We start from the raw sequence: 14,565 nt of genomic DNA on the forward strand, positions 1-14,565 counted from the left end.
GAATGTCGTTATCAATTATGATTCTAATTGATAATGATATTCAATTCAATAGTATATTTCAGAATTTTTTTATCTGATTTAATTTTTATTCTTTTCTTTCTTTTTTTAATCTAGTTAAAAATACACTAAAAAAATTCTTGTTTTCAAAATAATTACCTACTATTTTTTATAAATCCATCAAAAAGTGGAGAAAAGCATACCTTATTTGGTATACCTTTCTCCACTTTTTGTTTACATAATATTATTATTTACACTAATCTATTTAACTGTTTGTATAACAAATTCAAATCTCTCCAACAATACGCTGTCTCTTCCACCTGTACTCTCTCTAAAAATTTTGTATCAATTTTTTCTGGGTTATATTTTTCATAAAAGTGTTTAGAGGGATTATTCGTAACAACCCAAACTAAAAGTGATTGCATATCATTGTTTATACATTCCGATAATAGAGCTTGAAGTAATTTTTGTCCTATTTTCATTCCTTGATACTCTTGTAAAAGGTAAATCGCATATAATTCTCCATCACAATTATATGTACCAGTTCTTTCTGCTCCTCCATCGATGAATCCAACTATTTCTCCATTTAACGTCTCTGCTACAAATCTAAATTGATGATTACATTCTTTTTGAAAAATGTTTTCCCATTGTTTTTCCCGTTGCTCATATGTTATATTTTCTAAAATCTCGTTAGGGAATATGCCTTTATATGTTGTTTTCCAACTATCAGCGTGGACCTTCGCTATACCTGGTATATCATCTTTTATCGCTCTTCTAATATGTATCTCCATCATTTCTCTCCCTCGTTTACTCATTATTATATCAATTTACTTCCTTAAAAATCCAAACAAAAAAAGAGTGAATTCACTTCACTCTTTTTTCTTACAATTATCTACTTTCAACTTCAACTGAAACAACACGATCTATCTCTTTTAGTGAGCTATATAACTCAGTTGTATATAAATCTTCTGGAGCTAAAATAACCATCTCCAATTGCTGAAATGCTCCACTATCTATATCTTTAATCTTCACTCGTTTCACATGCATACCTAAATTTTTAATTTGCTTAAATATACCATCTAACTCATGATGCTCTTTAACAGTAATTTTTATAGATAGATCCTTTTGTCTTAATGAATATGGTCCTGCAATTTTCACAAGTTGCGGAAGTACATTAATTGCTAAAATAATTAATATCATAGCAACCGTCGCTTGTAAATAAAATCCTGCTCCAATCGCAATACCTAAAGCTGAAGCAGCCCACACCATAGAGGCGGTCGTTAATCCAGAAATAACATCATTACTTCTTCGTAAAATAACACCTGCCCCAAGAAAACCAATTCCACTCACAATTTGAGCAGCTAGACGCATTGGATCCATATTTGTATGCCCTGGAACAGAATACACATGTACGGATTCAATTGAAACCATCGTAATTAAACAACTTGCTACAGAAATAACCATACTTGTTTTCACACCAAGTGGTTTATTCTTTAGCTGCCTATCTATCCCGATGAATAATCCTAAAAAGAGTGCTAAACCTAATTTGAGTAAAAATTCATATGACATATTTCCATTCTCCTTACTTTACAATGTTTCCCTTGGAATAATTCACTATAACTCTTTTATGATATCAATTCCAGTCTTTTCTATTCATTTAACGTAAAAAGCCGAAAAAACATTTGTGACGATGTTTCTCCGGCTTTTTATTACGCTTAAGACTCTTCCTTATTTTTGATCTTTAATCTTAATCTCTGCATCTTTGTAAAATGCTAATTTACTGTCATTATACTCTTTTGTAAAATTGTTAAATTGCTCTTTTGATTTTTGTGCTTCCACATTTAATTCATTAACAACCTTAACTTTTTCACCAATCTCTTTTAATTTCGTTTCTTTTACCTTTAATTTTTCATACAGTTCTTTTTCAGTCGCTAACGCCTTCGTATAATTTTCATTCATCTTTTGGAATGCATCATAACGATTTTTATACGACTCTTCTACCGCTTTCGCTTGCTTTTGTAACTTCTTATCTTCAAGCTTCTCTATATTTCCTTGAACGGATTTCGTTTCTTTCTGAGCTTTTTCTAGCATTTCTTTCTCATTTTTCAATACTTTTTCACGGTCATCTACATTTGCAGTAGCTTGCTCTATTTTTTTCATAACAGCTTCATTATGATCTTTACCTTCTTGTAAAATTTGAGAATATAGTTCTTGACCATCCTTCTCTAACTTCTCTAATTTTTTTGCTTCATCAACTAAAGATTTTTCTTGTGTCGCTGCTGTTTCAAAAGCTGTATATAGATTTTCTTCAGGTTTTTCACCGAAACAACCTGTTAATAGTCCTACTGATAGTGCTCCAACTACTGCTACTTTTCCATACTTCAACGTTCATTCCTCCATTACATACGGTTATCATGCCAGAAATTCACTGGGAAGTGACTCTCTTCATGATAAGCTTCAAACTCATAACCCTTTTCTTTTAATCCTTTTAAAATTGCTGGCACAGCAGCAACTGATTGCGGGTGGATATCATGCATTAAAATGACTTCCTGTGGTTTTGTTGCATTTGCTAATACATTTTGAGCAATTTGTGCTGCAGCTGCATCAACTTGCATTTTATTATATTTCCAATCTAATGAATCAATTGTCCAATCCCAGACTCTAAATCCGCCTTCTACCACTTTATTTCGAAGACCTTCATTTAATCCAGGCATCGAACCGTATGGTGGACGTGTTAATTTAGGTGATTTTCCAATAATATTGGCGATTAAGCTTTGATCTTCTTTCATCTCATTTACATACTCGCCATTTTTATATAACTTTGCAAAATTATGTGTCATGCTATGCATTCCTACATAATGACCTTCTGCATTTTCACGTTTCACTAAATCTGGGAACTCTTTTACATTCGCTCCAATTAAAAAGAATGTCGCCTTCGCATCATGTTGTTTTAACGTATTTAATAATTCAGCCGTATATTTCCCTGGGCCATCATCAAATGTAAGATAAGCAACTTTTCTTTCTTTACCATTAAAACGACTTGGTGCCGTTTTATTCATTTCTACTTTTGGTTGTTCACTTGCGAGCTGTACTACATTTTCTTGTTTTGCAACAGCTTTTGCTGGTGAAGTAATAGATTGAAACATGAAATACCCAATAGCTACTGCTGCAATCGCTATTAAAACGACTACTACTCGTTTAATTTTAAAAGCTTTTTCCATTCTATCGAATTCCTCTCCCTATTAATCTTATATATAAATCACCCAATATAATTATACATCTATTTATTTTATTAAACTATATAAACAGACTTTATATGTATTATAATGGGAGTTTTATCAAAATGGTTGTTCCTATTCCTTCTTTACTTATAATATTTAATTTACCTCCATGAAGCTCCACCATTTTTTTAACGATAGCTAAACCAAGACCAGCACCTGTAGCATGGTTATTAATCTGGTAAAATGACTGTTCTATATATGGTAAATGCTCTTTAGCAATTCCAATCCCTTCGTCTTTCACCTTTATGACTGCTTGTCCTTCATTTTTGGTCGCTTCAATATATACTGTACCATTTTTATGTGAATATTTAATTGCATTTTGAACAATATTCAAGAAAATTTGCTTTAGCCTATTTCGATCTCCTATCAATTCAATTCGTTCTATAGTTTTGATGAATTGCATTTGCTTCTCTTCAGCGTTAGGAGTTAATTGCCAAATCGTCTCCTCTAGTATATCGTATAATTGCACCTTTTGTTTATATAAATTAAAATGATTTGATTGTAATCTTGAAAAATCTAGCAATTCTTCTACTAAGTGAATCAATCGGTCTGTCTCACCTGAAATAATTCCCATGCCTTGCTTTATCTCTTCTTCCGTTAAGTGATCTACCGTTTTTAACGTCTCACTCCAGCCTTTAATTCCTGTTAAAGGCGTTCGTATTTCATGAGAAATAGAAGCAATAAATTCATTTTTCATTTGTTCCGCTTTTTCTATTTTATCAGACATATGATTTAAACTGTGCGCTAACTCCCCTAATTCACCAGGATAATCTTCTTTAATTTTCTTCTTTAATGTACCTTCTGCGATTTGGGAAGAAGCATGAATTATTGAGTCGATCGGTTTAACAAATAAATTCGCTAATCGTCTACTGATTAAGAATACAATTCCTGAAATAACAATACCTACAGAAATAGTAAACATAATAATTTCAATAATCTTGGCATTTACATGTGTTAATACAGTCGTATATTTTAAAACACCGATCGTTTGTCCTTGATGAATAAGTGGACTAATCACTTCTAATTGTTTCACTTTGTCTTTCGTAGTAGTCACCTGATGATACATTTCTCCTTCTAGTAACGAATACGGAATAACTACTTTACCTTCTACCTTTTGTCCACTTGATGATTGTATAACTGAGCCATGACGATCAATTAATTGTAATTCCGTTCCTTCTAATTCAAAACTACTAATGATGTCACCGCTATATTCTTGCAAACGAATAAAGTATAATGAATTGTATTCAGAGAAAAATCGTGTACTCGTCTTCGCATGAGATTCTATATATTGCACAATACCGTTATAATAATATCGATAAATAGAGACTGAAAATACGACTTCAAATAATACAAGCATAAGTATAATGACCGTCATAAAATATAAAGTCACTTTTCTTTTCATCTTATACTTTCCTTCCACACATACCCTTTTCCCCATACAGTAAGAATAAATTCAGGTTCTGATGGATTACATTCTATTTTTTGACGTAACCGCCTCATATTTACATCTACTACTTTTGTCTCACCTACATAATTCGTTCCCCAAATCATATTTAGAATTTCATCACGTGAAACTGGCTTTGAAGCTTGACTCATTAAATACTGTAATATCATATACTCTGTAGGGGTTAAATCGACTAGTTGTCCACTTTTATATAATCTTTCTTCTATTATATTTAAAGAAAACGGGCCAGATGTGATAGTATTCGCTTTTTCATCATGTATTTCTATTCTTCTTAGTAACGATTGTATACGTGCAGTTAGTTCCACTGGACTAAACGGCTTTGCGATATAATCATCTGCACCAATTCCTAACCCTTGTACCTTATCTTCATTTTGTACGCGTGCGGTTAACATAATAATACCTATTTTTTTATTTTCTTCCCGGATCGCTTTACAAACTTGAAAACCATCCATTCCTGGTAACATTACATCAAGCAATGCTACATCAACAGTATGTTCACATAAAATCTGTAACACCTCTTCTCCAGTACTTGCTTCTAATACATAAAATCCAGCACGTTTCAAATTTAAGACGATAAAACTACGAATAGGCATTTCATCTTCTAAAACTAAAATTGTTGGCATCATTTCCACCTCCCTACTCTTGTTGATAATCCGCTAGCGGTTTTACATATGCTTTCACTTTTTTAAAATGTGGTTGTTTCGGTACAGCATATACGTGAGAAGCTGTTTTGACTGCTGCACTGTATCCTTCTATTTCAAACCATTCTTTCCGCTTAAATATATGAACTTCAAGCCAGATTTCATTTGTACTTGTCTCCAAAAACTTTTGAGAATTTGATTCCTTTTGCTCATCGGGTATCGTAATTTTTCCTATTAACTCTTTAGGAATTTTCACATAATATCCTTTTTCTATATCGATATATCTTTCTTCAATGGATTTAATTCCCAATTCACTCCACTGTATGTAACGTTCAAAGAGCGGACTATCACCATGTGATTTATCTTCCCAACCTTTTGGGCGTACAGTACGAACAAATTCAATAATGCCATCTTCATTAACATCTTTACTTTCTACAACATATTCATTGAATAAATCTTCTTTTCCATCTATAAGTAGTATCTCATAATGACCCTTATCAAATTTCGCTACGTAAGTTATCCCTGAATGAGCCCCAGTTCCCGCATCAATGACAATGGCCTTTAATGCCTTAGAAATACGTCCCATTTGTATTCTTTGAATGCTATTTATAAATGGATCGAATGACGCTTCAGATAAAGTCTTAAATTGTTCAATGAACTCAACTGTCAATTTCTCATCTTTTTCATACGTAACAAGACTTAAATCTTTCAGTCCATTTTTATTTAGATCATCTATGAATAACTTCGTATAATTTCGAGTATATATTTCCCTCATATCTTCATTTTCTTCCGAAAAAACATACATAACATGTTCTAATGATTCACGGTCTACAGAGATTCCGATTAACAACTCTCGTTTCCCGTTCCCTGTAAAATCACCAACTTCAACAATATCTACATCTCCACCATCAAATTTATGTGTGGACTTTATTTTCCAACTATCCCCGTTTTTTTCGTATACAGCTAAATATACACTATGATCTGCATTCGGCAATTTATAAAATATGATGGCTTCTTTCTTATTATCTTGTTTAAAATCCATTGACCAAATCATCTGTTTATCTTTATTAGACATTGGAGTAAGCAATCGATAATTAACAGGCAAATCTTTATCTATTTGCTCTCTTAGTTCACTAATCCACTTTTCATTGGAAGGAGCTTCCATTAAATTTGTTGGAGCTTCAGACATTTTACATCCAGTCAACATAAAAATGATTCCCATAATGCCTATCCATTTCTGCATATAATATCTTTCCTTATTACAGATTTTAATTATTTCTTTTTACTTTTTGCTTCTCCAATATTCTCATACATATGAGTATAATTTTTCTAAAATAAAAAATCGTTACAGAAAAGTTACAAATCGATTCCGATAAAAAAAGATTGGCAGAAGCCAATCTTTTTTATTATTCATTTCGAACTGATTTTGGTGTTACACCTAGATGCTGATTCAATTTATTTGAAATGTCTTTCACATTTTTTTCATTCGGAATGTAATAATAAATACCGCCGATACGTTTATCCGTACCTTCTACTTGCATTTTTTCCATTTCCAAATTAGATCCTGCCATATTTTTCGTAATAGCAAGCATATCATCGAAAGTTAAGTTCGTTTTCATATTTTTATCAACCGCATCAAGTAAAGAGCCCATTTTGCTAATTGATTGGACAGACATCGCTTTTTTTGCAATTGCTTCAATTACAAGTTGCTGTCTTTGACCACGCATTGCATCACTGTCAATTTTACGCGTCCTTGCAAGCGCAAGTGCTTGTTCTCCATTTAAATGTTGATAACCCTTTTCTAAATGGATCATACCAGCTTGGTCTTTACTATCTTGTTCTGTGAAAGTAACTGGTACATCAATATCAATACCACCAAGTGAATCGACAATTTGTAAGAATGATTCAAAGTTAAACTTCACATAATAATCAACAGGAACATTTAAAAATCTCTCCACCGTATCTCGTGTACTTTCTACACCACCAAATACGTGTGCATGTGTAATTTTATCTAATTTCTTTCTAGATGGAATATATACACGTGAATCACGCGGAATACTTACTAATTTAACTGATTTATCATCTTTATTAATTGTTGCTAATAAAAGTGCATCTGTTCGAACAGCTTCTCCGTATTGACTTTTTCTCATTTCACTACCATCAACACCCATGATTAGAATTGAAATGTTATCCTTTAAAGGTTCAACTTCTTTATCACGCTTCGATGACTTATCAATTTGTGCATATGCATCACTTACCACTGCTTTTGCTTTATTATATATTAACGATCCATATCCTACTCCACCAAAAATAAGTAGGAAAAATGGAATTAAAATGAACCATTTTATTGACTTTCTTTTAGAACGTTTTTTTCTGCTTCTCGTATTCTGTTCTAATTCAGAGCTCATATCCATTCGCCTCTCTTTCTCTTTTCCAATTATAATGCAAGTCTATTAACCTTCATATTGAATTTCCTTTCAATTACCTTACAATTTTGTAAGGTTACTGCACGAATCCAATATGTACTCCATTTCACATTATACTCTTGTGCTTATTTTTGGCAAGTCACTATTTATATAAAATTATACTAAAATTTATATATTATAATTTTATTGGTTTGGTGTATACATAGTTTGCTTTCCATTATTAATAATGAAAGCTGATTTTGCTTTTATTTTCGTCTTTTGTATTTCTATATCTTCATTTGAGAAATTTACAATAATTTTAATATTTTTTCCATACGAAGCTGATTGTACTAACTTATCTTCTGACAAATATGCAAAGTTCGTCATTTCTTCTTTTACTGCCTTTTCATGAACTTCATTCCAAACTTTCAGATGCTGCGTAATTTCTTGTTTATGCTTATTCCACTCCACTTCATCTAAATGGTACAACGGAGGAACGTTATACAATAATTCGTATAGCATACGGTTTCCTACCTCATCTTTTACTTTCAAACTTCCCCATTCCCAGTGATGCGTTGTAATTACAGAATCATTGTATACTAATTTATATAACGGTACTGAATATACAGGATTTAAATACACTTGTTTATACTCTTCTTTTAACGGTACTTGTTTTGCATATTTTTCTGGAACATTTTGATTCGGTGACCAATATCCGCCTACATAATACGGACTTGTTTTGTTTTTCCTCATATCTTCATCGTCCCATTTAATAACAGGCGTTTCAATGCCGTGGGCAAATACTATCGTGCTACTTGCAAAATCATTTCCGCCCTCAGAGCCAACTACCATACCTTTTTCTTGCGCAATATAACTCATTCGTTGTAATCTTGCTTTTAAATCTTGTTCTTGTGTCGTTATATGTTTAGCCGAATAGTCATCATAAATTTCACCTGTTGCATCACAATCAATAAACCATGAATTGTATTTAGGTCCATTTTGTAATATATCGTTCATTCGTTCTTTTACACTAGGAAGAGATAAAGTTGGATTTAATTTTCGCCCTCTACCTAAAAACCCTTGCACCTTTTCTCCATTTCTCTTCGTCACAGTTGCCTCTTCATATAACGATGGATCAGTAAAAGAAGCTGTATTCCAATTTTTATCAGCTTTTTCGTGAATAGAATGGTATGAATCATACGGACCAACTAAATATCCCATTTTCTTAGCTTCTGTCACGAAATCAGGCTGCATATACCCTTGCTCCCAGTTCGGCAACCCAATCCATGCATTGTCTATTCCTGCCGCTTTCATTTCCTTTATAATATCCGTTCCATCTGCCTTACCCCATTTATTTACTTCTTCAACCGCATTACCGAGCACTGACTTTAATACATGCTTATTTAAGTTATATAACTCCATCTTTGATAAATGATCTACACCTTTGTTTAATAACTCACTAGCCTTCTGATCAACTCTTTGGAAAATATCCTCTTTATACAATTCCTTCATTGATAATACTTCGTTTACATAACGCAAAATAACATTTTTTTGATACTTATCAATGAAATCTTGTTTACTTACTTGATCAAATACAATCAGTTCTCCAGGCTCTGAACTATTCTTTTGAACAAGCTCTTTTATATGGATAAACAAAGGGCTATTTATTTTCTCTCTTAACTTTGGCCAATTTACATTACTTTCTGATAAGCCATTTTGATTCCAAAAATAAAAATGAGCTGCGCCGTAAAGCTTTTCTATCTCTTTATTTTTTCTAGCCTTTTCTTGTAATGTTTTAAATTCACCTTTTCGAACAATATCATCCTTATACAGTTTAGCAATGCTTACCGCATCATTATTTGTCACATATAATTGAAATCCATATGTTTTATTTTTATTTATGCTCGGAAATTCATGTGTAAAATCAAATCCTATTTTCGGATCCGAATGAAATTTCAATTCATTATTAAACATATTGTTTGCAATATATACAATTGAATATTTCGAACCATTTAATGCGAAAAACTTCATAGAAAACGATTCAGCAAATGAATATGCATCATCCTTTAAAAACTTCTTCCAATTCTCATCATTGCTCGGAATTTGCTTACCTTCCCATAACGGAAGTGTATAATTTTCAGCTTGTATTTTTGGCCATGTAAAACTTTCTGCACCGGTTGATTCCACTTCAATATTTAAGTGATCTTTTTTCTTCTCTAGATTCACTTTTACTTTTTGATCTGGATATTCCCAAGATGTACGATCCTTGTCTTTTTTTACATTCAACACCTTCATTTTTGGCAAGGGCTGTGACGCCTGTTCCTTTACGCCATCATGTTCTACAGTTAACGTGAAAGTCTCTGGATTTACATCGTAAGTAAACTCTTTATACGTCGCTTTCTTTATTTTAGACTCTTGAACAGTATTGCTACCTTTTACATCACACCCGACTAAAGTCGAAAATGACATCGTTGTAAGAAGACATACTGCTATCATTTTTTTCATCTTCTGCACCTCCACCACTGAATATACAGGGACTTTGTTACAGGAATGTGGCAAAAAAATAGAACTAGCATAACGCTAGCTCTATTTTAAGTATTAAAAATAATTGTATATGGACAACTATAATCTGCTGAATATATATGTAGTACAATAACCTTATTTTTTTCATCCTCACTAATTATAAAAGCAAATCATTCAAAGCTTTAACATGCATTTCTTAACTAAAAAAATAAGTGTATATAATATACGCTAAAACTAGCACTAAAATTACTAGCGCTGTACCTTTCCAATTCATACCACCCATCATATCAACTGGACTACCCGTTTCAGCTCTGTTGAGTCCATCATGTAAAGAACCGGTAGGATTATTTTTCAATTCACTTTGCCTTATACGTTCTCTTTTTTCTTCCGGTGACTCTTTCTTCATACGATCACCTCCAAATTAATACACTCTTTACTAAATTATACATTAATATTTTTCTTTTATATGCAAACTTAAAAGATATTTACAACATAAAGAAAGCTAGCGATGCTAGCTTTCTTTATAATCCAATATGTTCTTTCTTATTTACAGTAATCCCTCTATGATCAATTTCTAGCTCACACACTTTCATAGACGTAAATACTCTCGCTAATTGCTCAGCAATTTCTTGACGTTTCTCATACGGCGCTAATATAAAAATAGATGGTCCTGCACCGCTAAGCGCTGTACCGTATGCACCGAATTCTTTTGCACATTTACGAATAGATGGTAATAACGGCACGAGTTCTAAACGATACGGTTCGTGAAAATGATCCCTCTCCATCATTTCCCCTACAACTTCCCACTTCTTTTGACATAAAGCAGCTACTAATACATTACTTATCGCACTAGCCTTAACAGCTTCATGAAACGGAAACACTTCTGGTAATACAGATCGGCTTTCATCTGTATTTAGCTCTTCATTTGGAATAAGAGAAATGACGCCTAATTCCTTACTTTCAATTCTTACAACCGCAACATTCTTTCCATCAAGTGCTCCAATTACAGTTCCTCCTAAAATAGAAGCAGCAACATTATCAGGATGTCCTTCAAAATTTGTAGCAATTTGAACTTTTTGATTAGTAGTTAAGTTCAAATTTCCTAGTTGATTCGCAAGCTCTATCCCAGCTACAATTGCCGATGCGCTACTTCCTAGTCCTCTTGTTAGTGGGATATTACTAGTAACTTCTATTATATGGGGTGATAAAGAAGGACTAACTTTACATGCCGTGCTAACGATTAAATTTTTATCGTCTGTCGGAATAGACTCTTCAAAGGAATGGATTACTTGCCATTTATCAGCTTTTTCTTTTACTACTACATGTAAATACAATGACAAAGCTATTCCTACTGAATCAAATCCAGGTCCAACATTTGCTGTACTAGCAGGAACACGAATACTTAATGGTATCACGACATAATCACCCCTTTAATATGCTCTTTAATTTGTTCTATATTATTTGAAACACTTGCAATGTCTAATGTATTAGAAGAAATTGCAATATCAGGATCTTTCAAGCCGTTCCCAGTTAAAACTGCAACAACTGTCTCTCCTTTTTTGATTTTTCCAGATTGAACATGTTTCATTACACCGGCTAATGAAGCATTTGATCCTGGCTCAGCGAAAACCCCTTCCGTTTTTGCTAACAATCTATACGCATGTAATATTTCCTCATCTGATACCATATCTATTTCACCATGAGACTGCTCAGCAGCCTCTACCGCATACGACCAACTTGCTGGGTTACCGATGCGAATCGCTGTTGCAATTGTTTCAGGTTCTTCAATGATATGTCCTTTTACAATTGCTGCTGCTCCTTCCGCTTCAAATCCGTGAATTCTTGGCTTCTTATAGCCTTTTTCTTTCTCATATTCACAGAAACCTTTCCAGTATGCTGTAATATTTCCGGCATTCCCAACAGGAATCGCTAAAATATCTGGTGCACTTTGTAACTGGTCACAAATTTCAAACGCTGCTGTTTTTTGCCCTTCAATTCGGTAAGGATTTACTGAATTAACTAATGTAATTGGCTCTTCCGCAGCAATATTTCTTACAGCCTTAAGTGCATCATCAAAATTCCCTTCTATTGAAATAATTTCAGCCCCATAAGCGACTGCTTGCGCTAATTTTCCATGTGCAATCTTTCCTTCAGGGATTACGATAATACATTTCATTCCGAGGCGCGCGGCGTATGCTGCAGCCGATGCCGAAGTATTACCTGTCGATGCACAAATGATTGCCTCCGACCCTTCTTCTTTCGCCTTCGCAACAGCCATTACCATGCCTCGATCTTTAAAAGAACCTGTCGGATTCGCTCCTTCATACTTCCCGTACAACTGAATTCCTAATTGTTTTGATATATTTAATAACGGAATAAGGGGTGTATTTCCTTCCATTAAGCTGACATCAGGTGTGTTTTCATTTACCGGTAAATAAGAAGCATATTGGTTTAATAGTCCTTTATACATATTGTTTTTCCTCCTCAATAATGTAGTAACTGTTTATTTCACTTGCGACATCTTCTATCGCTCCTAAAACTCGTTCGAATTGATACTTTGAAGTTTGGTGTGTCACAACAACGACTTCTGCAAGTTCTCGATTTAAAGGTAATTGAATAACTTCTTTTAAACTTACAGAATAATTAACGAAACATTCTGTTATTTTTTGCAACATCCCAGGTTCATCTCGTAATGAAATACGTAAGAAATATTTTGAAACTACCTCTTCATCTCCTTGTAACTCATATGGTTCTGGTTCTTTTAACGCACTTTTATTTTTCTGAACTTGATTCATATTCTTAACGATTGAAATAATATCACTTACTACAGCAGAACCAGTTGGCAATTTTCCAGCTCCAGGTCCGTAAAACATTACTTCTCCTACTGCTTGACCGTGAACATATACTGCATTAAATTCATTATTTACATTCGATAATGGATGATGACTTGGTAAAAGCGTCGGTTCTACACTTAAATGAATCGCTGATCCTTGTTTCTCTGCTTTACCAATTAACTTCATTGTAAATCCTAACTTTTCAGCCATTTGTAAATCTTCTTTTTCGACCTTTCGAATCCCTCTTACTTGCACATCATCTAAAGAAACATTCATCGAAAAACCTAAGTTTGCAAGAATGGCTACCTTTCTCGCCGCATCTAGCCCATCTACATCCGCTGTTGGATCAGATTCTGCGAATCCTAATTTTTTCGCTTCCTGTAAAGCCTCTTCATACGACCATCCATTTTGACTCATCTTTGTTAACATATAATTTGTTGTTCCATTTACAATTCCCATGATTTTTTCAATTTGATCTGAGGCTAATCCGTCTGTTAATCCTCTTAACACTGGAATACCGCCCGCTACACTTGCTTCATAACATAAATCACAATCATTTTCATTCGCTAATTGGAGAAGCTCTGCACCGTATACAGCCATTAAATCTTTATTTGCTGTTACGACATGCTTCTTATTTCGTAAAGCCTTAACGATATGCTGTTTTGCTTCATCAATTCCGCCCATTACCTCTACTACAATATCAATATTTGAATCATTTAGAACTTCATCAACATGACTTGTTACTACGATTCCATCGATGCAAACATCACGTTCTTTTTCTAAATCACGTACAACGACTGTCTTCACCTTCACTTCATATCCTGTATCAAGTGCAATTTTTTTATAATGTTCTTTCAAAATATGGACAACACCACTTCCGACCGTACCTAATCCTAACACCCCAACATTAATAACGTTATTCATCTTCTAATCTCCTCCTACAATTTTATTATTTATCCCTATCAATCACCTTGCTCTGCTTTTTAATCATGCAGGTGGTGGTTATTTCCGTACGTACAAATTGTTTCATGTTACTGCACCTCCTTTCAAAGTAAAAAAACACACTCATCCCTAGGAAAGGGACGAATGTGTTTTCGTGGTTCCACCCTTGTTCCAATCCAGACGTATTTCCTCCTAGATTGCTCAAGTTCAGATAACGGCTGATACCGTCAATAATTACTAAATTACTCGTTCACTATTGAAGTTCAAAGGTGGTAAAACCATTTCTCGTGTTAGGAAGCTCACACCCTTGACTTCCCTCTCTGTAAACCGTAAAAATGATTTCGTGTCCTTATCGTTACTTTTTCGTTCATGTTTATTTGTTAACTCATTATACTCGCATAAAAAACAAAATCAATACCATTTTTTAATTATTTTAAATTTTCAATCTTAAAATCCATAAAAAAACACACTCATCCC

General features: G+C 33.5%; 13 protein-coding genes and 1 other annotated feature. All 13 genes read right to left on the bottom strand.

Annotation, left to right across the window (positions count from 1 at the left end):
- Nucleotides 1–248: 248 nt before the first annotated feature.
- The 13 genes from DN390_RS25150 to DN390_RS25210 all read right to left on the bottom strand — a co-directional run bounded on the left by DN390_RS25150 (nucleotide 249) and on the right by DN390_RS25210 (nucleotide 14,070).
- A complete protein-coding gene (locus DN390_RS25150; RefSeq protein ID WP_147808782.1) occupies nucleotides 249–788 on the bottom strand; it encodes a GNAT family N-acetyltransferase in 540 nt (179 codons plus the stop codon).
- A gap of 97 nt (nucleotides 789–885) precedes the next feature.
- The gene (locus DN390_RS25155; protein WP_000119508.1) at nucleotides 886–1,566 is read right to left on the bottom strand and encodes an MgtC/SapB family protein; all 681 of its coding nucleotides are present in this window, start codon (nucleotides 1,564–1,566) and stop codon (nucleotides 886–888) included.
- Nucleotides 1,567–1,725: 159 nt separating this feature from the next.
- A complete protein-coding gene (locus tag DN390_RS25160; protein WP_147808783.1) occupies nucleotides 1,726–2,382 on the bottom strand; it encodes a YkyA family protein in 657 nt (218 codons plus the stop codon).
- 14 nt (nucleotides 2,383–2,396) lie between these two features.
- Nucleotides 2,397–3,218 (bottom strand): peptidoglycan-N-acetylglucosamine deacetylase, encoded by an 822-nt coding sequence (locus DN390_RS25165; protein WP_147808784.1) that lies wholly within the window; start codon nucleotides 3,216–3,218, stop codon nucleotides 2,397–2,399.
- A 100-nt stretch (nucleotides 3,219–3,318) separates the two neighbouring features.
- Nucleotides 3,319–4,680: a sensor histidine kinase gene (locus DN390_RS25170; RefSeq protein ID WP_147808785.1), complete on the bottom strand. Its 1,362-nt coding sequence runs from the start codon at nucleotides 4,678–4,680 to the stop codon at nucleotides 3,319–3,321.
- Complete coding sequence (locus DN390_RS25175) at nucleotides 4,677–5,366, bottom strand: response regulator transcription factor (protein ID WP_147808786.1); 690 nt, start codon at nucleotides 5,364–5,366, stop codon at nucleotides 4,677–4,679. Before DN390_RS25175 ends, DN390_RS25170 begins: the two co-directional genes overlap by 4 nt.
- 13 nt (nucleotides 5,367–5,379) lie before the next feature.
- Nucleotides 5,380–6,627, bottom strand: coding sequence for a hypothetical protein (locus tag DN390_RS25180; RefSeq protein WP_147808787.1), 1,248 nt, complete (start codon nucleotides 6,625–6,627; stop codon nucleotides 5,380–5,382).
- A gap of 163 nt (nucleotides 6,628–6,790) precedes the next feature.
- Nucleotides 6,791–7,792 carry an LCP family protein gene (locus DN390_RS25185; RefSeq protein ID WP_147808788.1) on the bottom strand — a complete coding sequence of 334 codons (1,002 nt, stop codon included), beginning with the start codon at nucleotides 7,790–7,792 and terminating at the stop codon, nucleotides 6,791–6,793.
- 201 nt (nucleotides 7,793–7,993) lie between these two features.
- Entirely contained in the window at nucleotides 7,994–10,294 is a 2,301-nt protein-coding gene (locus DN390_RS25190) for a glycoside hydrolase (RefSeq protein ID WP_147808789.1), read from the bottom strand.
- Between the two features lie 214 nt (nucleotides 10,295–10,508).
- A complete protein-coding gene (locus DN390_RS25195) occupies nucleotides 10,509–10,718 on the bottom strand; it encodes a DUF6366 family protein (RefSeq protein WP_060630499.1) in 210 nt (69 codons plus the stop codon).
- Nucleotides 10,719–10,833: 115 nt separating this feature from the next.
- Nucleotides 10,834–11,727 (bottom strand): homoserine kinase, encoded by an 894-nt coding sequence (gene thrB, locus DN390_RS25200; RefSeq protein ID WP_147808790.1) that lies wholly within the window; start codon nucleotides 11,725–11,727, stop codon nucleotides 10,834–10,836.
- Nucleotides 11,724–12,782 carry a threonine synthase gene (gene thrC / locus DN390_RS25205; protein WP_147808791.1) on the bottom strand — a complete coding sequence of 353 codons (1,059 nt, stop codon included), beginning with the start codon at nucleotides 12,780–12,782 and terminating at the stop codon, nucleotides 11,724–11,726. The genes thrB and thrC overlap by 4 nt, the downstream gene beginning before the upstream one ends.
- Nucleotides 12,775–14,070, bottom strand: a complete 1,296-nt coding sequence (locus tag DN390_RS25210) for a homoserine dehydrogenase (protein ID WP_147808792.1) — start codon at nucleotides 14,068–14,070, stop codon at nucleotides 12,775–12,777. The genes thrC and DN390_RS25210 overlap by 8 nt, the downstream gene beginning before the upstream one ends.
- Before the next feature lie 151 nt (nucleotides 14,071–14,221).
- Nucleotides 14,222–14,453 (bottom strand) — a binding site (T-box leader).
- Nucleotides 14,454–14,565: the final 112 nt, after the last annotated feature.

This window comes from Bacillus sp. SH7-1 (assembly GCF_008042405.1).
Lineage (GTDB): Bacteria > Bacillota > Bacilli > Bacillales > Bacillaceae_G > Bacillus_A > Bacillus_A thuringiensis_N.